This is a genomic window from Longimicrobium sp. (genome assembly GCF_048594345.1).
Taxonomy (GTDB): domain Bacteria; phylum Gemmatimonadota; class Gemmatimonadetes; order Longimicrobiales; family Longimicrobiaceae; genus Longimicrobium.
In genome coordinates this window covers 1-20,906 of sequence record NZ_JBMDXM010000266.1, presented here as the reverse complement: position 1 = coordinate 20,906, position 20,906 = coordinate 1, and the positions used below count along the sequence as shown (strand labels likewise).

Sequence of the window (20,906 nt, the reverse complement as noted above, 5' to 3'; positions counted from 1 at the left end):
CCCGGTGGCCCGGGCGGCGACCGCCGTCCCTCGCCGCCGCCGTCGGTGCGTCCCGGCGGGCCCTCGGGTCCGCGCCCGGCGCGCCCCGAAGGACAGGGCGCCGGTGCGGGTTCCGGCGCTGGTACCGCCACGCCGCCGCCGGCGTTTGTGCCGCGGTCGGCGCGCAGCATGGCGCCGCCCATGCCGCCCGCCCGCACGCAGTCGTTCGGCGGACGGCCCGGTGACACGGCCGGCACCACGCCCACGGGCGGTGGTGGCGGCGGCAACGCCGGCGCCGCGGGCGCCAAGAAGAAGGACCGCAAGAAGGGCAAGAAGGGTCGCGGCACCGTCGACCAGACGGCGGTGGACGACAACTTCAAGAAGACGATGGCGGCCATGGAGTCGGGCGGCGGGCGCAAGAAGCGCCGCGGCCAGCGCGACCAGGGGCCGTCGCAGACGGAGCGCCGCGAGGAAGAGATCCGCAGCCGCCGCGCCGAGGAGGCGACTACGGTGCGGGTGAACGAGTTCCTCACCGTGGCGGAGCTGGCGGAGCTGATCGACGTGCCGGCCAACCAGATCATCGGCTCGGCGTTCAAGAACCTGGGGCTGATGGTCACCATCAACCAGCGGCTTGACTTCGACCAGATCGAGCTGCTGCTGGACGAGTTCGGCTTCAAGGCCGTCCGCGAGGAGGAGTACGGGGCCGAGATGGAAGAGGCCGTGGAGGAGGACGCGCCGGAGGACCTGCAAGCCCGGCCGCCCGTCGTCACGGTGATGGGCCACGTGGACCATGGCAAGACCTCGCTGCTGGACTACGTCCGCAAGACCAACGTCATCGCGGGCGAGGCCGGCGGCATTACGCAGCACATCGGCGCGTACCACGTGCAGCTGCCCGACGGGCGCGCCATCAGCTTCCTGGACACGCCCGGCCACGCCGCGTTCACGGCCATGCGCGCCCGCGGCGCCGAAGTGACGGACGTCGTCATCTTGGTGGTCGCGGCCGACGACTCGGTGATGCCGCAGACGGTCGAGGCCATCAGCCACGCCCGCAACGCCGGCGTGCCGCTGATCGTGGCGGTGAACAAGGTGGATCTGCCCGACGCCAACCCCATGAAGGTCAAGCAGGACCTTCTGCAGCACGGGGTGGTGCTCGAGGACTTTGGCGGCGACGTGATGAGCGCCGAGGTCAGCGCCAAGAAGGGGCTGGGGATGGACGAGCTGCTGGAGAAGGTGCTCCTGCTCTCCGACATCCAGGAGCTCACGGCCAACCCCGACCGCGAGGCGGTGGGCACGGTCATCGAGGCGCAGCTGGACGTGGGCAAGGGGCCCGTGGCCACCGTGCTGGTGACCAACGGCACCCTGCGCGTGGGCGACCACGTGGTGTGCGGCATGTACGCCGGCCGCATCCGCGCCATGCTGGACGAGCGCAACCGGCCGGTTCCGTCGGCCGGCCCGGCCATCCCGGTGCAGATCCTCGGCCTGTCGGGCGTGCCCGGCGCCGGCGACCAGCTGATCGCCATGGAGGCGGACCGCGCGGCCGAGATCGCGCAGACCCGCCAGCGGCTGGAGCGCGAAAAGCGCATGCGCATCAAGAGCCGCGGCGTAAAGCTGACGGACCTGTCGAAGATGCTGGCGCGCGGCGAGCAGGCGCAGCTCAACCTGGTCATCAAGGGCGACGTGGACGGCTCCGTGCAGGCGCTGTCCGACTCGCTGGAGCAGCTGTCCACGGCCGAGGTGCGGGTGCAGGTGGTGCACCGCGGCGTGGGCGCCATCAACGAGAGCGACGTGCTGCTGGCGTCCACCTCGGGCGCCATCGTGGTGGGCTTCCACGTGCGGCCCACGGGCGAGGCACGGGGCGTGGCCGAGCGCGAGGACGTGGACATCCGCCTGTACAACATCATCTACGAGGCGGTGGCCGAGGTTCGCGCGGCGATGGAGGGGCTGCTTACGCCCGAGGAGCGCGAGGTCATGCTGGGCACGGCGGAGGTCCGCCAGCTGTTCAAGGTGCCGCGCGTGGGTACGGTGGCCGGCTGCATGGTCACCAGCGGCGTGCTGGACCGGCGCGGCAAGATCCGCGTCGTCCGCGACGCGGTGCAGGTGTACGAGGGCGAGCTGGAGAGCCTCAAGCGCTTCAAGGACGACGCCCGCGAGGTCCGCGAGGGCTTCGAGTGCGGCCTTAACATCAAGAACTTCAACGACGTCAAGATCGGCGACGTCCTGGAGTGCTACCGCGTGGAGGAGATCGCCCGTACGCTGGCCGGCATCGCCGCCGAGCAGGAGCGGGCGGCGAACGCCTGAGCCGGGTTTCGCGATGACGGTGGGACTGGTGGTGTGGGACCTTCAGATCCCCGGGTGCGCCTCCCTCAAGGAGAAGCGCTCGGTGGTGAAGGGGCTCAAGGACCGGCTGCACGCCCGGTTCAACGTTTCCGCGGCGGAGACGGGGCACCAGGACCTGCTGCAGCGCGCCGAGATCGCGGTGTGTGTGGTGTCGGAGGATCGCCGCCACGCGCAGTCCGTCCTTTCGTCGGCGGACAACATGGTTGCCGAAGAAGGCCGGGCGCGGATCATCGATTCGTATACGACGTTCTACTGACGGACGGCGAGGGGGCAGGGACCCGGGGACAGGTCGCAGGGACGGAGGCAGCCGCCGCCGTTCCGCTGGACCGGTCCTCGCATCCTGTCCCCTCGCTTTTCTTTCTGATCCGGACGGGTGTGGATCCGGGACGGGGCGGGCGCGGCGGCAGCGCGGTTGCACCCGGTCCCCCGATCCCCGTAACCTGTCCCTGTTTGCTGGTCTTTTTCGCCGCGCAGCCGGCCAGACGCACATGCCCAAGTTCCGACGCACCGACCGCATCAACGAGCAGCTCAAGCAGGAGATCTCCCTCATCGTCCGCGACGAGGTGCGGGATCCCCGCGTGGGGCTGGCCACCATCACCGCCGTGGTTACCTCGCCCGAGCTGGACCACGCCAAGGTCTACGTCACCTCGCTGGGAGACGAGACGGAGCGCGAGGAGATCATCGAGGGGCTGCGCAGCGCGGCTCCGTTCGTCCGCAAGCAGCTCAGCGGCCGCCTGCACATGCGCCGCGTCCCCGAGCTTCACTTCGAAGCCGACCGCGTCATGGCCGAGGCGCTGCGTATCGAGGAGCTGTTGCGCCAGGCTCTCCCCCCCGAGCTGCGCAACCAGTCCGCCGACGCGGAGGATTCGGCTGGCGCGGGTGATTCGGTCGATGACGATGATTCCATCGACATGGATGACTCGATCGATCCGGCGGATGTGGACGATGCTGTCGACAGCGACGATACGGACGGTGCGCCCGGTTCCGTGGAGCGGGAGAAGGAGTGACGTACGGTTCGGAGATGCGGTCTGAGCGTTTCCTCGGGCGGTTGATGCCGACTGCGATGCTGACCCGGTTCGGCGCCGTCCGCCCGCGGGAGCGAATGAATGCGCCGCTGGAAACCCGCCGAGTCCGCCTGCGCGGACTCAGCGGCCCGGCCGCGTGCGGCGTTTTACGCACCTGCGCGTCCGCAACCGGACGCGTGCGCGCATCTTTCATTTCGAAGGAGCGCACGCGCGGATTTTTCGCTCCGCGCCGGCCTCCGCGCGCGACTGAGAACTCTGCTTTCGGCCTGCTCGTGGCTCTTCGTAGCGCCCGGACGCCGGCGGCCACAGTCCGCGAAGGCGGACTTCGCGCCTTTCCAGCGGCGAATTCATTCGCTCCAGCTGGGTGGCTGGCTGGAGCCGCCCAATGAATCCGCCCGCGCCGTACGGCGTCATCCCCATCGACAAACCCGTGGGCCCCACCTCGCACGACGCGGTGGCGGCGGTCCGGCGCGCGCTCAGGACGAAGGCGGTGGGGCACACGGGGACGCTGGATCCGTTCGCCTCCGGCCTTCTCCTTATCTGCGTGGGACCCGCGACGCGGCTGGCGGAGTACTTCGCGCCGCTCCCCAAAACCTACGTCGCCACCATGCGTCTGGGTGCGGCGACGGACACGGACGACCACACGGGGGAGACGATCGCGTCTTCCGATGCCTGGGGCGCCCTGACGCGCGAGCAGGTCGAGGCGGCGCTGGCGGCGCAGGTTGGCGAGGTCCAGCAGCTGCCGCCGTCGTACTCCGCCAAGAAGGTGGATGGGGAGCGGATGTACGCCGTCGCGCGTCGCGGCGGCGAGGTGGAGCGCACGCCGGTGACGGTGATCATCTACGGCATCCGCGTGCTGTCGGTCGACCTGCCGGACGTCGTCTTTGAGGTGGAGTGCGGGAGCGGGACGTACATCCGCGCCATCGCACGCGACGCGGGGGAGGCGCTGGGCGTGGGCGGGCACCTGCGCCAGCTTCGGCGCACGCGTATCGGCCCCCACGATGTCGAGCGCGCCGTGCCGATGGACCGGCTGGGCGAGGACGAGCTGGTGCGCGCGGCGATGCTGACGGCCGCGGAGGCCGTTTCGCACCTGCCGCGCGTCGTCGCGGACGAACGGGGCGAAGCGGACCTGCGGCACGGGCGCGCGGTGCAGGCGCCGGAGGGATTCGCGGCGGACGGCGCGGTGGCGGTGGTTTCCACCGCCGGCGAGCTGCTGGCGGTGGGCGAGGCGGCCGGCGGCGTGGTGCGGCCCCGCAAGGTGTTCGCGGGGGCCGGATGACGCGGAGGGACCACGTGGCCGCGTTCGCCATCGACCCCACGCTGCCGCCCGCCCTGCCGCGCGACGGGCGTCCGGCGATCGTCACCGTGGGCACCTTCGACGGCGTGCACCGCGGGCACTGGGAGGTGCTGCAGGAGATCTGCCGCCGCGCCCGCGCCACCGGCGGCCGCAGCATCCTGGTCACCTTTCATCCGCACCCCCTGCGCGTGGTCCGCCCCGAGCACGCGCCCCCGCTGCTGACCACGCTGGCGGAAAAACGCGAGGTGCTGGCGGAGTCGGGGCTGGAGTACGTGGTCTTCGTCCCGTTCACGCGCACGCTGCAGGGCTACCGTGCGCGGCGGTTCGTGGACGAGATCCTGCTGGGCCGCATCGGGATGGACGAGCTGGTGATCGGCTACGACCACGGGTTCGGCAGGGACCGCGAAGGCAGCGTGGCCATGCTGCGGCACCTGGGCGCCGACATGGGCTTTTCCGTGGACGTGGTGGAGGCGTTCAACGCGGAGGGTGAGGCGGTGTCGTCCAGCCGCATCCGCCGGCTGCTGTCGGAGGGCAACGTGGCGGCGGCGGCGAGGCTGCTGGGGCGGCCGTACCGGCTGGAGGGCGTGGTGGTGCGGGGGGAGCAGAAGGGGCGCGAGCTGGGCTTTCCCACGGCCAACATCGAAGTGGGCGACCCGGAGAAGATGCTGCCCAGGGAGGGTGTCTACGCCGCGTACGGCCGCGTGCGCGGCGAGCGCATCCCCGGGCTGCTGCACCTGGGCCCGCGCCCCACGTTTCCCGGCTTCGCGCCCACGATCGAGCTGCACCTGCTGGACTGGAGCGGCGACATCTACGGCGACCACGTGCGCGTGGAGATCGTGGATCGCATCCGCGACATCCTCCCGTTCTCCTCCGTCGACGCCCTCATCGAAGCCATCCGCGGTGACGAGCGCGACGGGCGGCGGATGCTGGGACTGGGGTAGAGCCAGCGAATCCGTCGGGCTTTGATCCGCGCCCTCCGGACAGCCCAGCGCTTCGCCGCCAGGAGCGAATGAATTCGCCGCTGGAAAGGCGCGAAATCCGCCTGCGCGGATTGTTGCCGCAGGTTCTCGGCGCACGAATTTCCACGAGAATGCCGACGGTAGATTCCTCGGTCGCGCCACAGTTCGGTGTACGCCGCGGGAACGGAGCGGCGCTCCCTCGGAATGACAATGTGTCGTGTGGCGGGCTTTTCCGGTTGCGGACGCGCAGGTGCGTGGAGACGCCGCACACGCCGTGGCCGCCGAGTCCGCGCAGGCGGACTTTGCGATGTTGTAGCGGCGAATTTATTCGCTCCTGCAGGCGGCCGGCACGGTGCTGGTTCGGATTCACCATGAGATCAAACGCCCGTGCCGTCGACCCGGGTTGCCAGATGCCGCACACTCCGCTAAATTCTCCTGCTTGTTGTTGATCCGCTCGGCAAACCTGTTTGTTGATTGGATCGGCTGACTTCCCGACCAGCTCAGACTCTTCAGGAGGCTCCGATCATGGCGCTCACGGTAGAAAACCGCGACGACATCATCAAGAAGTACCAGCTGCACGAGAACGACCGTGGCAGCACCAAGGTGCAGATCGCGCTGCTCACGGCGCGCATCAACGACCTGACCGGGCACTTTCGCGCCCACAAGAAGGACCACCACAGCCGCCGCGGGCTGCTGAAGATGGTGGGTCAGCGCCGCAGCCTGCTGGACTACCTGCGCCGCAACGACCTGGAGGGCTACCGCGCCCTCATCGCCGACCTGGGGCTTCGCCACTGATCGGCACGGCGGCGGCCGGGCGAGCGGGTGGGGTGCGGATGGCCATGGGCCGGTCCGCACGCTCCGCGTCCGCCGGACGGCCCTCGCTACGCGGGACGCGGGACACGATGTAAACACGCCGGCCGCATGGGGCATGGACCCCGCGGCCGGCGTGCGTTTTTGCACAGCGGCGACGAAGTGAACATCAAAGCGACCGGGCTCCGCCTGCGGGGGAGCGCTGCCCGGAGTGCGGCTTCCCCCGAGCAATCCAAAGGAAAGAACCCAAATGGCAAAGCTGGAAAGACAGTTCGCGGGGCGCCCCCTCATCCTCGAGGCGGGAAAGATGGCCCGGCAGGCGGACGGCTCGTGCACGGTGCAGTTTGGTGAGACCATGGTGCTGTGCACCGCGGTTGCCCAGGACACCCCGACGCACCTCTCGTTCTTCCCCCTGACCATCGAGTACCGCGAGCGCACCTACGCGGCCGGCAAGATCCCGGGCGGCTTCATCAAGCGTGAAGGACGCCCCAGCGACAAGGAGATCCTTGCCGCGCGCCTGATCGACCGCCCGCTGCGCCCGCTGTTCCCCGACGGGTTCGCCAACGAGACGCAGGTGTTCGTCTACGTGATCTCGGCCGACCAGGAGAACGACGCGGACGTCATTGCGCTCACGGGCGCCTCGCTGGCGCTCAACATGAGCCGCGTTCCCTTTGCCGAGCCGGTGGCGGCGGTGCGCATCGGGCGCATCCAGGGTCAGTGGGTGCTCAACCCCACCTTTGCGCAGCTGGAGTACAGCGACCTGGACATCATCGTCGCCGGCAGCGAAGACGCGATCATGATGGTGGAGGGTGGCGCGCTGGAAGTGCCCGAGGAAGAGATCGCCGAGGGGCTGACGGTGGCCCACGTGGGGATCAAGGAGCTGATCGGCCTGCAGAAGGAGATGCTGGCGCAGCTGGACGTGCCGGCCAAGATGGAGTGGACGCCGAAGGAGGTGGACGCCACCCTCCGCGAGCGCGTTGAAGCCGCCGCCGCCGCCGGCGTGACGGAGGCGCTCAAGGTGGCGGGCAAGCACGAGCGTTCCGACGCGCTCAAGGCCGTGCGCACCGAGGTGGCCGCCGCGCTGGCCGAGGAGTTCCCGGAGAGCGAGAAGGACGTCGGCAGCGTGGTCAAGGACCTGGAAAAGCGCGAGACGCGCGAGATGATCCTGTCCACGGGCAAGCGCTCCGACGGCCGCGGGCTGGACGAGGTGCGGCCGATCAGCATCGATGTGGGCGTGCTGCCGCGCGCGCACGGCTCGGCGCTGTTCACCCGCGGTCAGACGCAGGCGCTGGGCGTGACCACGCTGGGCACGCAGGGCGACGAGCAGGCTTTCGACACCATCGACTTTCCCACGCAGCAGAAGAAGTCGTTCATGCTGCACTACAACTTCCCCCCGTTCAGCACGGGCGAGGTGAAGCCGGTGCGCGGCACCAGCCGCCGTGAAGTGGGCCACGGCGCGCTGGCCGAGCGGGCGCTGGAAGCCATGCTGCCGCCGTTCGACGAGTTTCCGTACACCGTGCGCGTCGTCAGCGACGTGCTGGAGAGCAACGGCTCGTCGTCGATGGCGTCGGTGTGCGCGGGCTCGCTGTCGCTGATGGACGCGGGCGTGCCCATGCGCGCGGCCGTGGCCGGCGTGGCGATGGGGCTGATCAAGGAAGGCGACCGGGTGGCGGTGCTCACCGACATCCTGGGCAGCGAGGACGCGCTGGGCGACATGGACTTCAAGGTGGCGGGCACCCGCGAGGGCGTGACCTCCATCCAGATGGACATCAAGATCGAAGGCCTGTCGCTTGAGCTGATGCGCGAGGCGCTGCAGAAGGCCAACCGCGCGCGGATGCACATCCTGGGCGAGATGGAGAAGGCGCTGCCCAGCCCGCGCGCCGACCTGTCGGTGTACGCGCCGCGCATCATCACCATCAAGGTCGACCCGGCCAAGATCGGCGAGATCATCGGGCCCAAGGGCAAGACGATCCGCGGCATCCAGGAGGCCACGGGCGCCACGATCAACATCGACGACGACGGCACGGTGACCATCGCGTCGGTGAGCGGCGAAGGCGGCGAGCGCGCCCGCAAGATCATCGCGGGGATGACGGAAGAGGCCGAGGTGGGCAAGATCTACGAGGGCCAGGTCAAGAGCACCACGACGTTTGGCGCGTTCGTGGAGATCATGCCCGGCACCGAGGGGCTGCTGCACATCTCCGAGCTGCAGGCCGGCCGCGTGGAAAAGACCGAGGACGTGGTCAAGAAGGGCGACGTCGTGCAGGTAAAGCTCCTCTCCATCGACGAGAAGGGCCGCCTGCGCCTGTCCCGCAAGGCCGCTCTGGCCGAGCTGTCGGGCGGCGACGGAGCCAGCGGCAGCGCGGCGACCGGCGCCGCGCCTGCCGGCGGCGCGAACGCGTAAGCCTCGCCCGCATCGGCTGATCGCGACGAAAGCCCCCGCCCGGTTCGCCGGGCGGGGGCTTTGTCGTGCGCGTGGCGGGATCGGTGTTGAATCCAAAGAAAGAAAGCCTCACACAGAGTTAACAGAGTCAACAGAGTCTTGTCGTGCCGTTTCCTTACGCTCCAGAGCCTGACCGACGGGAGCGGGCGGGGAGGAAGACGGTCGACGACGCAGATGAGGTGAGCTGTCGGGAACGGGAAGCAGGTGGAATGCGGCAGGGGGCCATCCGCATTTTTTCGGGGGATACAGATCACGCCATCCTGTCCTGAAGCGCACGGAAGCAAGCTGTCCGCACCACCTGATGCGCGATCCCGAGAGCTGTCCGCCAGCACCGTGCCGGCTGGACGCGCTGTACCGCGGAGCAGAGAATCGTTGCTCCGCCTCAGTCGCGCGGCTACCATGCGGAGGCTCCTTCCGCGCGGTGGCCTTCCATCCGCCGCACCGCCGGCTCCGGCGCACTTTATCTTCCCTGTTCCAGAGGTCTTCATCATGGCTGGCTCACTCTTTACCAAGCTGCACCGGCGCTTCGGGCAGCGCCTTACCGGCAGCGCCCGCAGCCGCCACGCGCACCGCGCGCTGGCCGAGCTGGACGCCCGCATCCCGGCCGTTCCCGAGGAGGGGCTGTTCGAAGCCGCGGGTGCGGCCAAGCACGTGGCGGTGGTGGGCGCGGGGTTCGGCGGGTTGAGCGCGGCGTACTGGCTGGCGCGGTGGGGCTTTCGCGTGACGGTGTTCGAAGCCGCGGACCGGGTGAGCGGCCGCGTGCACACCCTTAACCAGTGGGTGAACGGCCGGCTGACGGAGGCGGGCGGCGAGCTGATCGGCCTGAACCATCCCCAGTGGCTGCGCTTTTCGCGCGAGTTTGGACTGGGCCTCAGCGTCATCACACCGGAAGACAACTACGGCGGCTGGGGACTGGAGATGCCGCTGTACCTGAACGGCGAACTGGTGCCGCGGGAGCAGGCGGAGGCGCTGTACACGGAGATGAACGCCATCCTGGGCACGATGACGCCGGACGCCCGCAAGGTGCCGGCGTTCAGGCCGTGGAAGGCGCGCAACGCGGCCGCCTGGGACGCCATGTCGCTGCGCCAGTGGCTGGACGCGGCATCGCCCAGCCCGCTGGCGCGCGCGGCCATCGAGGCCACGCTGGCCAACAACAACGCCGAGCCCACCGATCGGCAAAGCTACCTGGCGAACCTGGCGCTGGTGGCCGGCGGCGGCTTCGACGACCGGAAGCGGGCGAACTTCTGGGACCTGACGGAGGTGTTTCGCTGCGAGCGCGGCAACCAGGAGCTGGCCGAGTGCCTGCGCCGCGACGTGGAGGGCCGTTCCGCGGACAACCGCGTGGAGACCGGCACCCCGGTGCGCCGCGTGGAGATCGCCAAGAAGGACGTGCGGGTGTACGTGGGGGACGAGACCGAGGCGCGGATGGCGGACTACGTGGTGTTCGCGCTCCCCGTCGCCGCGTGGGACACCGTGGAGGTGACGCCGGCGTTCCCCGCGGGGATGCAGATGAACGTGGGCCCGGTGGTCAAGTTCCTGAGCTCCGTGCGGGAGCGGTTCTGGATTCGGGAGGCGCTGGCGCCCAGCGCCACCTCCGACGCCTGCGGCGAGATGTGGGAGGGCACCGACAACCAGATGACCGCCGGCTCCCAGGGGCTGGAACTGACCCTGTTCGCCGGCGGTGACGCCGCGCGGGCCGCCATTGCCCAGGGCGATCCCGCGGTGTGGTATCGCGAGCACATCAGCCAGCTGTACCCGGGGTACGCCGCGAACGCCATCGACCACCAGTTCGTCAACTGGCCCGCCGATCCCCACATCCGCGGCGGCTACTCGTGCCCGCTGCCGGGGCAGGTGACCACCATCGGCCCGTTCCTGAACAAGATGTACCGGGGCCGGCTGGCGTTCGCGGGCGAGCACGCGTGCCTGGCGTTTTTCGGCTACATGGAAGGCGCGCTGGAGAGCGGCCTGCGCGCCGCGCTGCGCGTGGTCAGCGCGTCGCACACCGTGCCCGCGCACCACGTGGCGGAGTTCGGCAAGGCGGCGAAGGCCGCCGGCGTGTAGCCCAGGCTCCGAGTCGACGAGAGGGATCGCCCGGGAACGCGGAAGCGCGGAGGAGGAAGCATCTCTTCTCCGCGCCTCCGCGCGATGCGTTTCCGTTGATGTGGGATGCGTCGCCGGGCGGGTCCGGATCACGCCCAAGCGCTTCGCGACGCGGACGATGCGGGTTGCCGCAGGTAGCGCCGGGGCTTACTTTCCGCGCCTCTCGACAGACGTTGAATCGACATCACGACATCCTTGAGGCGAGCCCACCGATGGCCAGGTTCCAGGGCGTAGACTACTACGAGATAGATGCGCTGCTCACCGAGGAGCAGCGGATGATCCGCGACACGGTGCGTGGCTGGGTGGACGACGAGCTGATGCCCGTCATCAACGAAGCCTACATCGGCCGCTACCTTCCCAAGCAGCTCATCCCGGGGATGGCGGAGCTGGGCGTGTTTGGCGCCAACCTGCCGGAGGAGTACGGCTGCGCGGGGCTGGACAACGTGTCGTACGGCCTGATCATGCAGGAGCTGGAGCGCGGCGACAGCGGCATCCGCTCGTTCGCCAGCGTGCAGGGCGCGCTGTGCATGTATCCCATCTACGCCTTTGGCAGCGAGGAGCAGAAGCACGAATACCTGCCGCGCATGGCCGCCGGCGAGGTGATCGGCTGCTTTGGCCTCACGGAGCCGGACTTTGGCAGCAACCCGGGCGGGATGATCACGCGGGCGCAGAAGACGGACGACGGCTGGGTGCTCAACGGCGCCAAGATGTGGATCACCAACGGCTCCACGGCCAACATCGCCATCATCTGGGCCAAGACGGGTGAGCTGAACGATTCCAAGAGCATCCGCGGCTTCATCGTCCCCACCGACACGCCGGGGTTCAGCGCCAAGGACCAGAAGGGCAAGCTGTCGCTGCTGGCGTCGGACACGTCGGAGCTGGTGCTGCAGGACGTGCGCGTGCCCGACAGCGCGCTGCTGCCGAAGTCGGGTGGCCTGAAGAGCCCGCTGATGTGCCTTACGCAGGCCCGCTACGGCATTGCGTGGGGCGCCATTGGCGCGGCGATGGCGTGCTACGACGAGGCGGTGAGCTACGCCAGGCAGCGCGAGATGTTTGGCCGGCCGCTGGGCGCCACGCAGATCCAGCAGGTGCGCCTGGCCGAGATGCTCACCGAGATCACCAAGGCGCAGCTGCTGGCGTGGCGCCTGGGCAACCTCAAGGAGCAGGGCACCATGCGGCCCGAGCAGGTGTCGCTGGCCAAGCGCAACAACGTGAACATGGCCACCGAGGTGGCGCGCGAGGCGCGGCGGCTGCTGGGCGGCAACGGCATCCTGATCGAGTACCAGAGCATGCGCCACATGGCCAACCTGGAGTCCGTCTACACCTACGAGGGCACGCACGACGTGCACGGCCTGATCCTGGGCCAGGACATCACCGGCTTCGCGGCGTACTGACGGCGGGCGTCCTCACGTGGAGGGACGGATGCGGAGGGCGCGGACGAGCTTTCGTTTGCGCCCTCTTCCGTTCCGCGTGGCGGAAGTGGATGATGCTTGCCATTTCGTGCAAATTCGTCCTAAGGTGAGATGCTTTCCGCGCGGCGATCCAGACCGCCGCGCCCTGCCGCCGCCCGTTCCGGCGGCGGCGCACCGCACCTTCATCCGCGGAGGATACCATGGCCAAGCTGAAACTGAACCTGGACCAGCTCACCGTCGACTCGTTCGATACGGCGGTGAAGTCCGCGAAGAAGGGGACGGTGTTCGCCGAGCAGTGCACCTGCTGGACGCAGTGCGGTCAGAACACCTGTCCCGGCTGCCCCACCTGCGGCGGGTGCGACACCTGGGACGCCACGTGTGCCAGCTGCGATGGAACGTGCGACTCGTGCGGGCAAACCTGCTACCACAGCGACTGCCGCACGTGCGATACCTGCAACCCGACCATCGCGAACGGCCTTTCCTGCTGCCTGTAGCGGCCCCCAGCGAGCGGCGTTGCGACGATCCGGACGGTGGATCGTGACAGGCGGGCTTGCGTGCCGCGGGTCCGCCTTGCCAGGTGTCCCCTGTCGCGGGAATGTGTCGCCGTGGGGGCTCCCGCGTGCGTGAAGAACGCGTTACATTTGCGGTCCGGCAGGGCGTCCGCGTCTGGCCGCTGCGTTGCGGACGCAGGCGGGAGCCCTGACGGGGCTTGACGAGAGCGGGGGATGCGGGTACATTTCCCCTTCTGTTCGCCAACGCACCGGTAGCTCAATTGGCAGAGCAGGGGACTCTTAATCCCAAGGTTGTAGGTTCGATTCCTACCCGGTGCATTCGTGGTTGTGCGCCCGTAGCTCAGCTGGATAGAGCGCCTGACTACGGATCAGGAGGTCGGAGGTTCGAATCCTTCCGGGCGCACCTGTGTTTTTTTTGATGGGAATCCGCGGCGTGGGCCAGCAGTGGTCACGCCGCGCGTCGTCGGGGCCGGCAGGGTAGTTCGCGGACCGGTTACGCTCCTGTGGCGGAATTGGTAGACGCGCTAGATTCAGGATCTAGTGGGCGCAAGCCCGTGGAGGTTCGAGTCCTCTCGGGAGCACTTGTCCGCGGAACGCACGTTGTTGGGGCCGCACCTGCCCAGGTGCTGAAACTGGTAGACAGGCCAGACTAAGGATCTGGTGCCTTAACCGGCGTGGAGGTTCGAGTCCTCTCCTGGGCACTTTTTTGAAAACACGGGTCGTGGGAGGCGAGTGAGGATCGCGGCGCCGGCGTGCCGGCGTCGAGGAAAGTCCGAGCTCCACAGGGCAGGGTGCCGGCTAACGGCCGGGCGTCGCGAGGCGACGGAAAGTGCAACAGAAAGCAAACCGCCGATGGCCTTCGGGCTCAGGCAAGGGTGAAACGGTGCGGTAAGAGCGCACCGCGCGGCTGGCGACAGGCGCGGCATGGTAAACCCCACCCGGAGCAAGGCCGAGCAGGGACGATGGAGCTGCCCGCTCCGCTACCAGTCCCGGGTAGGCTGCACGAGGCCGGCGGCAACGTCGGTCCCAGAGAAATGATCCTCCCCCGGTTCACGCCGGGTGACAGAACTCGGCTTATTCGCCTCCTCCGATCCACGACAGACAGTGCGCGCGCTCGTAGCTCAGCTGGATAGAGCGCTAGCCTCCGGAGCTAGAGGTCACAGGTTCGAATCCTGTCGGGCGCACTGAACACGAAGACCCCCGTCGCAATCGCGGCGGGGGTTTTCGCAATTCCGGACCTTCCGGTCGCCCTCGTGCTCCGCCCCTGCGCCCATCCAACCTTTCCCATACGAGCAGCGGCGGCCGTCGAAAAGATCCCGCACGTCCTGCTTGCCTTCATCGAGGGGCGGATTCAAATTCGGGCGGCGGCAGTGCCGGGAGTGCCCGCCCCGCAAGGCAAAGCCCCTCCGGTTCCCTGCCGCGTACTCATCCGCCACTCCGGCCGCATCCCCGGGGTCGCGCGTCCGCACTTTCATTTCGCCGCATCATGCTCCCACGCCATCCCGCTTCTCTCGCGCTGCTTGCCCTGCTCGCGGCGGCCGCCTCGCCCGCGCGCGCCCAGTCCACTTTCTGCATGGCGCTGGAGGGGCGGCTTCCCACGCCCGATTCGCTGATCGTGACCGCCTCGCCGGGGCCGTGCACGCCGCTGCGCCTCGAGGTCACCGGACCGGCGCGACGGCGGGAGGGCGATCCTTTCTGGTCGCTGGGGGGCACGCACCAGTGGACGGTGCCGGTGGCACTGGTCAACACCGGCTCCGAGCCGCTGGAGCTTCCGCTGCGGATGGACGTCGACAGCATGATCCCCATCCAGCGCGGCATGCCGGTCTGGCGCGCCAATCCCGAAGGGCTGGTGCACATCTGGATCCAGGAAGACGCCGAGCTTCCGTCCGCGTTCTGGTTCCGCGGCCAGGAGGGACGCACCGTCCTGCGGCCGGGCGAGCGGGTGTCACGCTCGGTCACGCTGGCCACGCACGTGCTTACCCACGCGTTCCGCATCCCCGTCTTCCGGATCCCCGATCCCAACCGGGCCCGCATCCTGAACGACAACTTCATGGACGATCCCGAGGGGCCTCCGCTCCCCGCCGACGTGGCGCGGTTCGTGGAGGCCGCCGGCTTTCCGGCGGGGAGCCGGCCGCGGCTGCTGGTGCACGACGAGGCCAACGAGATCGCGGTGTTCCGCGTGGATTTTCTGGAAGTCGACTGCACGCCGCCAAGCTGCGGCACCCAGCACGCCGTGGGTGTGCGCCATAGCTCACGCATCGGCTGGGTGGGGGAGCGCATCGGGTGGTACGGATCGCTGCCGGCGCAGCTGGAGGCGCTGGATGCGCACGTGCGGGCGACGCGGTTCGTCCCCACGGTGGAGCAGGATCCGCAGCTGTTCAGCGCCGAGCTGCTGGCGCGGATGACGGTGCAGCCCTGGCCCGTGCGGGTGCCGCGCAGCCCCGACTACGACCTGCGGCCGCTGCTGATGAACGCACCGGGCGCTCCCCTGCCGTTCCTGCGGGACCTTGCCCGGCAGACGTACACCGGTGACGACGACGAGCTGGCGCAGGGCTTTCTGAATCTTCCGGATCTCCAGGATCCCGAGCTTCTTGCGCTGCTGCTGGACTCGCCGGGCACGCTGGGCCGCTTCCAGATCCTGCGCGACACAGTGCCCCCCCGGCTGCGCGCGGTGGCGCCGCGGGTGGCGGAAGACCCGTCCGCACACGCGGCCGTGCTGTTTGCCGTGGCGCGGGTGCTGCGGGCGGACGACGGCGCGCTTGCCGCACGCATCGCCGCGCACCCCAACGCGGCGTCCAACCCGGCGACGCTCACCGTGCTCTCCGGCGTGGATCCCAAGCTGGCCCCCCGCGTCCTGTCCGCGGCCGCCGCGCCGCCCGCGCAGCAGCGGCGGCTGGCGGCGGCGCTGGGCACGGGCGGGGAGGGAATGGTTGCCCGCATCCGTGCCGCGCGAGAGCTGGTGGACGATCCCGCGGCCACGGAGGCGGTGCTTACCGTGCTGGCCAACCTTCCCGCCCAGGAGATGCGCGACGTTGCGTGGCGGGCGTCGCGGCGGCTTCCCGAAACGGCGTACCGCCGCTGGGAGCCCGCCTTCCGCCCCCGCCTCTGACCACACGGCACGGCGGCGAATCTTCACGGGAGCGCGGGGGATGAACACGATGATGCGGAGCGCGCGTCCGGCGCCCTTCGCATCGTCGTGTTCTTCCACGCTCATTTCATCTCGGCCAGGACGACGGTGGCGTGGCGGAGCTTGCGGCCGGGAGACCATTCCAGGGCAGCCACCTGTACGGGATGGCCGACGCGCGGGCGGTGGCGGTAAAAGGCGCACCCCACGAATACGCCTTCCTCGTCCACCAGCACCGCGCCGTCCTTGCCAAAGCCGGCGACGGTAAAGACGTAGCGATGCATGCACTTGACCTTCAGCCAGTCGCGCGAGCGCACGCCGGGGCGGTAGCGGCTCCCCAGCCGTTTGGAGACGATCCCCTCCAGCCCCGCCTGGTGCGCCGCGCGGTGGAACGCGGGGCCGCTCCCTACCAGGTGGTCGGTGTAGCGCACGGAGGGAAACCTGCCGCTCACCCGTTCCTCCAGCATGCCTTTCCGGGTCAGGACGTCCACGCCCAGCAGGTCCCGTCCGTCCAGGTGCAGAAGGTCGAACACCTGGTAGACCAGCCGCGGGGCGCCGCGCTTTCCGCCGATGGCGCGCTGCATCGCGTGAAAGTCCGGCGTGCCGTCCGCCCGCAGCGCCACCATCTCCCCATCGAACCACGCCGTTCCGATCCCCAGCCCCTCCATCGCCGCGGCCAGGGCGGGAAGCTCCGACGTCCATTCCCGCCCCGGCCGCGAGAAAAGCCGTGCGCGCCCGTGCTCCAGGCGGCAGAGCAGCCGGTATCCATCGTACTTGATCTCGTGCAGCCAGCCGTCGCCCTCGGGGGCGGCCCTGGCGGTGGCGAGCAGCTGCGGCTGGATTCGGGGCGGGCACATGGGGGCTGGTACGCCCCAGGAACTTCGGTGTTTCTTTGGTTTACGGAGTACACGCTAACGAGTACGGCGTGCTCACTCCCGCGACGAATACGATGGAAGAAGCCCCCGCCCGATCGGTCGCGCGGGGGCTTTGTTCGTACTGGATGGATGACGGTCAGCCAGCCGCCATCACGTCCAGCAGCTGGCGGAGTGTGCTTTCGCCGCGGTCCTTTGCGTACCAGCGCCGCACGTCTCGGTAGATCTCGTCCGCGGGCCGCAGCGCCGCCTGCTTTTCGCTCATCACAAACTCCTGCAGCTCCGGCGGACGCGGGCCCCACCGCCCCGCCACGCTGAAGTCCGGCCGCAGCACGATGGCCAGCGGGATGGACCGCGAGCCGCCGGTGAGAAATTGGTCCATCAGCTCCAGGTTCTCGTCGCGCTTGACGATGCGGATCTGCACGCTGGGCAGCACCTCGGCAAGTCGCGCCATCACCGGCACCGTGTTGAAGGCGTCGCCGCACCAGTCCTCGCTGATCACCAGCAGCTTCCAGTCGCCGCCGATCTCCGCCCCGCGCTCCAGCGCCCAGTCCGGCACGATGGACCTGGCGTACACGCCGCGCCACATCTCCTCGTGCTTCTGCACTTCGCGGTTCAGGTAGTTGTCCCAGCTGAGTGCGTTATCCCAGTACGTCCTGAAATCCAGGTCGCTCATCTCATCCCTCGTTCTCGCCCGCCGCGTGTGCCGTCGAACGGTTTTCGACGATGTACAGCCGGCGCTTTCATTCCACACCCTGATACCCCACGGGGGCATTTCGGATCGATCGCCTTCACCGCAAATCCCCCACCAGGGGATGATCTCACGCGGGAGGCGCGGAGGAACCGACGAAAGGGCGGAGGGAGCTTCTCCGCGCCTCTTCTTCGCCTCCGCGTCTCCGCGTGAAACTGCTTTTCTGGACTGCACACGAACGCGAGCAGGATGGAGACCATCGGGTAAGTGACTGATGATGCACCACTTGGAATCCGCGGCGAAAAACGTCCGGTGCGGCCGGCGCGCTCGCGCCGGGCCGCGGAATGGGCAGCGTTCTTGCATTCCTCCACCCCCGCGAGATGACCTTCGCACGGGGTGCGGTGCCCACCATCCAACCAGCCAGACCATGATCAGCAGACAGGACCTCGAACGGTTGATCCAGCGGCAGGACGGCGGAAAGCCGGTGCTCTCGCTGTTCCTGGACATGTCCGTCGACAGCAACAACAAGCGCAACCACCACGTGTTCCTGGGGCAGAAGCGCGCCCAGTTCGAAGAGCTGGACGGCAACCGCCCCGTCCCCACCGGGAGCGGGAACGAGTCGGGGATGGGAAGCCTGTTCGAGCGGGTGCAGGAGTGGATCGACGGCAACTTCTCCGAATCCAACCGCGGGCTGGTGATCTACGCCGAGGTGGGCGGGGACTGGTGGGAGGCGCTGCAGTTTCCCGTGCCCGTGCAGAACCGCATGGTGGTGGCCGACCGCCCCGTCATCGGACCGCTGGCGCAGGTGCTGAACGCGTACGAGCACTACGGCGTGATCCTGATGGACCGCGAGCACGTGCGCATTCTGAGCGTGTACCTGGGCACCCTGCTGGACGAGCTGGAGTTCCGCGGCGACCCCATCGCGCCCACGACCAACCACCACGTGCAGGCCGGGGGCTACTCGCACAAGCGCTTCCAGCGGCACAAGCTGGAGGAGATGCGACACTTCTTCAAGGACTTTGCCGAAGAGGTGGAGCGCTTTGTCACGCGCTACCGGCCGCAGCACCTGGTGCTGATGGGGACCGACCAGAACGTGGCCAAGTTCAAGGAGTTCCTGCCGCAGCCCGTGGCCGACATGATCATCCACACCGGCCCGGCGCCGGTGGACGGCCCCGCGCCCGAGATCCTGGCCCGGCTGGAGCCGTACCTGACGGACGAGCAGCAGCGCCAGGGGCAGGAGCTCATCGCGCAGGTGCGCGACCGCGCCGCGCACGACTACCTGGCCACCGCCGGCGTGCAGGGAACGCTCACCGCGCTGCAGGAGGGCAAGGTCGACACGCTGGTGCTGGCGCGGGACGGGCAGATGCAGGGCGCGCGCTGCACCCAGTGCGGCTTCGTCTTTGTCCGCGACGTAACCCGCTGCCCGTACGATGGCAGCGAGGAGCTGGAGGGCGTGGACGTGATGGAAGAAATGGTGCGCCTGGCGCAGCAGCAGGGCGCCGACATCCAGTTCGCCGACGCCAACGCCATCGCCGACCTGCGCGGCGCCGCGGCGCTGCTGCGGTTCTAGCGCTCGTCGTGCGCAACGAGACGCGCCGCCGGCCTGGAGAGGCCGGCGGCGCGTTTTCGCGTGTTCCAGGGACGGGCCGCCTGATTACGTGCAGATCGACGCGCCGGGGCACGTTTCGATCGTCTGGCAGTCGCAGACGGTGTAGCCCGTGCAGCCAACGGTGCAGTTGCACGTGCCATTGCAGCTGTTGTAGCAGGTGCCGTAGCACGATGCTCCCGTGCCGCACTGGCCCTGGCACGACGCGTCGCGCGTGCACATGCCGTCGCACGTTCCAAAGCACGATTCGTCGGCGTACTCGGTCCAGTCGTACCCCGCCACCGTTCCGCGCTCCGGCGGCGGCGGCTCCGAATGGAACGACTCCACCTGCAGCGACTCCACCGTCAGCTTCAGCTTGCGCATGTTTGTCTCCCGGTTAGAAAGGACCATGAGTGCGCCCGCGCGGTCAGGCCGGCAACGGGAGCGTAGCAGGAAGATAATGCGCAATCGGTCGTGAAAAGAAAAGATGACGTAAGGCGGTTCACTTCTGCCATTTCCATCTCCTGGTGACGAAGGTTTCGTGACGCTCGTCTTTCACGCCGCGCCAGAATACCGTATACACAAGAAACTTGACAGCGCGCCGATCCCGCCCCAACGTTCGAGCCAATCTTCCTCTCACAATCTGTTTCCCGCCCATGCCATTATCAGCACTGGACGTGGACGCGCGCGAGCACCTGCGCTCCGACCTGGAGGCGCTGGAAGGGGTTCGCCGCGCCGTCATCGACCCAGACCCGCTGCGCATCTACCTGATCTGCGATCGCGCCGAGGGTCCTACGGAGATGCTGGTGCGCAGCATCCTGGCGCGCAGCGGCCTGGCCGCCGCCGACGCCGAGGTGCACCTGTCCTACCTTTCCGCGCCCGAGCCGCGGCGCCGGGTGCGCTTTGTGGCGGCGCGGCTCACCACGCCGCGCACGGGGCGGGCGCTGGCGCAGGTGGAGCTGGAGTGGGGCGGGCAGACGTACCGCGACGAAGTGGAGGGCGAAACGGGCGCCGCCGTGGAGCTGCGGCTGGCCGCGCAGGCCACGCTACGCGCGCTGGAAGCCATCCTGAACGGCCGCATGCAGTTCGGCCTTGTGGGGATCAAGAGCTTCCGCGCGTTCGACACCGACGTGGTCGTCGTCCTGCTGCGGACGGAGAACGTGCACGCGCTGATCGGCGCCTCGCTGGCCACCGGCGACCCGCACCGCTCCGCCGCCCTGGCCGTTCTCAACGCCACCAACCGCGTCCTGGGCAACTATCTCACGAACGCCGAACTGGACTGACATCGGATCAGCACAAGACTGTGCGCGGAAGATCGCTGTCATTCTGCGGCTGAGAGGGTGTTGGGAACCATCAGTTGTTCCTCCAGTCGCGCGCTGTCATCCTGAGGGAGCGCACGCCTGAACCGTCATAACCGCAAGAGCTTGCGCGCGACCGAAGGATCTTTGTCGGGTCGCGACGGGCCAAGCCTTCGGGAGCCGTTCACGTCCCATCGTCGGCCAGGCAAGGGTTTACCGGTGCTCGTTTCCGCATTGGGAGGATACCATCTTCCGGATTTCGATGTGCAGTGAGGGGAACGATTTTCACGCGGAGGCGCGGAGAAAACAGAATACGCGCGGAGGGAACGCCCAAAACGCCTCCGCGCCTCATCAGTTCCTCCGCGCCTCCGCGTGATGTTTTTCCGTCGTTCCTCTGATTGCACAACGAACTGCGAGAAATGGTATGGGATAGAGGCGGGGCTCGCGCGGAGGAAACCGGCCTCC

General features: G+C 68.7%; 16 protein-coding genes, 5 tRNA genes and 1 other RNA gene. 19 read left to right on the top strand and 3 right to left on the bottom strand.

The genetic code is table 11. The features are described 5' to 3' along the window. The 17 genes from infB to ACOJUJ_RS27965 all read left to right on the top strand — a co-directional run. Positions 1-2,277: translation initiation factor IF-2 (gene infB / locus ACOJUJ_RS28045; RefSeq protein ID WP_420130237.1), on the top strand; the 2,277-nt coding region annotated here is incomplete at its 5' end. Positions 2,278-2,290: 13 nt separating this feature from the next. After that, positions 2,291-2,572 (top strand): DUF503 domain-containing protein, encoded by a 282-nt coding sequence (locus tag ACOJUJ_RS28040; protein WP_420130236.1) that lies wholly within the window; start codon positions 2,291-2,293, stop codon positions 2,570-2,572. Positions 2,573-2,804: 232 nt separating this feature from the next. Beyond that, entirely contained in the window at positions 2,805-3,323 is a 519-nt protein-coding gene (gene rbfA / locus ACOJUJ_RS28035) for a 30S ribosome-binding factor RbfA (protein ID WP_420130235.1), read from the top strand. Positions 3,324-3,726: 403 nt separating this feature from the next. Then, positions 3,727-4,620: a tRNA pseudouridine(55) synthase TruB gene (gene truB, locus ACOJUJ_RS28030; protein ID WP_420130234.1), complete on the top strand. Its 894-nt coding sequence runs from the start codon at positions 3,727-3,729 to the stop codon at positions 4,618-4,620. Next, positions 4,617-5,579: a bifunctional riboflavin kinase/FAD synthetase gene (locus ACOJUJ_RS28025; protein ID WP_420130233.1), complete on the top strand. Its 963-nt coding sequence runs from the start codon at positions 4,617-4,619 to the stop codon at positions 5,577-5,579. Before truB ends, ACOJUJ_RS28025 begins: the two co-directional genes overlap by 4 nt. A gap of 543 nt (positions 5,580-6,122) precedes the next feature. Continuing rightward, positions 6,123-6,392 (top strand): 30S ribosomal protein S15, encoded by a 270-nt coding sequence (gene rpsO, locus ACOJUJ_RS28020; RefSeq protein WP_420130232.1) that lies wholly within the window; start codon positions 6,123-6,125, stop codon positions 6,390-6,392. 265 nt (positions 6,393-6,657) lie between these two features. Beyond that, on the top strand, positions 6,658-8,808 hold the full coding sequence (locus ACOJUJ_RS28015) for a polyribonucleotide nucleotidyltransferase (RefSeq protein WP_420130231.1): 2,151 nt from the start codon (positions 6,658-6,660) through the stop codon (positions 8,806-8,808). A 528-nt stretch (positions 8,809-9,336) separates the two neighbouring features. Next, positions 9,337-10,908, top strand: coding sequence for a flavin monoamine oxidase family protein (locus tag ACOJUJ_RS28010; protein ID WP_420130230.1), 1,572 nt, complete (start codon positions 9,337-9,339; stop codon positions 10,906-10,908). 251 nt (positions 10,909-11,159) lie between these two features. Beyond that, on the top strand, positions 11,160-12,341 hold the full coding sequence (locus tag ACOJUJ_RS28005) for an acyl-CoA dehydrogenase family protein (RefSeq protein ID WP_420130229.1): 1,182 nt from the start codon (positions 11,160-11,162) through the stop codon (positions 12,339-12,341). Positions 12,342-12,559: 218 nt separating this feature from the next. Then, positions 12,560-12,853, top strand: a complete 294-nt coding sequence (locus tag ACOJUJ_RS28000; RefSeq protein WP_420130228.1) for a hypothetical protein — start codon at positions 12,560-12,562, stop codon at positions 12,851-12,853. Positions 12,854-13,116: 263 nt separating this feature from the next. Next, positions 13,117-13,189 (top strand) — tRNA-Lys (locus tag ACOJUJ_RS27995). A gap of 11 nt (positions 13,190-13,200) precedes the next feature. Then, positions 13,201-13,274: transfer RNA gene (locus ACOJUJ_RS27990), tRNA-Arg, on the top strand. Between the two features lie 94 nt (positions 13,275-13,368). Further along, positions 13,369-13,452, top strand: a tRNA-Leu gene (locus tag ACOJUJ_RS27985). Between the two features lie 36 nt (positions 13,453-13,488). After that, positions 13,489-13,572: transfer RNA gene (locus ACOJUJ_RS27980), tRNA-Leu, on the top strand. Between the two features lie 23 nt (positions 13,573-13,595). Continuing rightward, an RNA gene (gene rnpB, locus ACOJUJ_RS27975) (RNase P RNA component class A) lies at positions 13,596-13,961 on the top strand. A 20-nt stretch (positions 13,962-13,981) separates the two neighbouring features. Beyond that, a tRNA-Arg gene (locus tag ACOJUJ_RS27970) sits at positions 13,982-14,055 on the top strand. 302 nt (positions 14,056-14,357) lie between these two features. Next, the gene (locus tag ACOJUJ_RS27965; protein WP_420130227.1) at positions 14,358-15,980 is read left to right on the top strand and encodes a hypothetical protein; all 1,623 of its coding nucleotides are present in this window, start codon (positions 14,358-14,360) and stop codon (positions 15,978-15,980) included. Between the two features lie 101 nt (positions 15,981-16,081). Here the strand turns inward: ACOJUJ_RS27965 and ACOJUJ_RS27960 are convergent, their stop codons facing one another. Both ACOJUJ_RS27960 and ACOJUJ_RS27955 read right to left on the bottom strand, forming a co-directional pair. After that, positions 16,082-16,852 carry a hypothetical protein gene (locus tag ACOJUJ_RS27960; protein ID WP_420130226.1) on the bottom strand — a complete coding sequence of 257 codons (771 nt, stop codon included), beginning with the start codon at positions 16,850-16,852 and terminating at the stop codon, positions 16,082-16,084. Between the two features lie 154 nt (positions 16,853-17,006). Continuing rightward, complete coding sequence (locus ACOJUJ_RS27955; RefSeq protein WP_420130225.1) at positions 17,007-17,543, bottom strand: thioredoxin family protein; 537 nt, start codon at positions 17,541-17,543, stop codon at positions 17,007-17,009. A gap of 442 nt (positions 17,544-17,985) precedes the next feature. Between ACOJUJ_RS27955 and ACOJUJ_RS27950 the strand changes: the two genes are divergently transcribed. Beyond that, positions 17,986-19,128 (top strand): VLRF1 family aeRF1-type release factor, encoded by a 1,143-nt coding sequence (locus tag ACOJUJ_RS27950; protein WP_420130224.1) that lies wholly within the window; start codon positions 17,986-17,988, stop codon positions 19,126-19,128. 84 nt (positions 19,129-19,212) lie between these two features. On the opposite strand, the gene ACOJUJ_RS27945 is transcribed toward ACOJUJ_RS27950, so the two are convergent. Next, positions 19,213-19,527, bottom strand: coding sequence for a hypothetical protein (locus ACOJUJ_RS27945; RefSeq protein WP_420130223.1), 315 nt, complete (start codon positions 19,525-19,527; stop codon positions 19,213-19,215). Positions 19,528-19,799: 272 nt separating this feature from the next. Between ACOJUJ_RS27945 and ACOJUJ_RS27940 the strand changes: the two genes are divergently transcribed. Then, entirely contained in the window at positions 19,800-20,426 is a 627-nt protein-coding gene (locus ACOJUJ_RS27940) for a hypothetical protein (RefSeq protein ID WP_420130222.1), read from the top strand. The last annotated feature ends 480 nt before the right edge of the window (positions 20,427-20,906 follow it).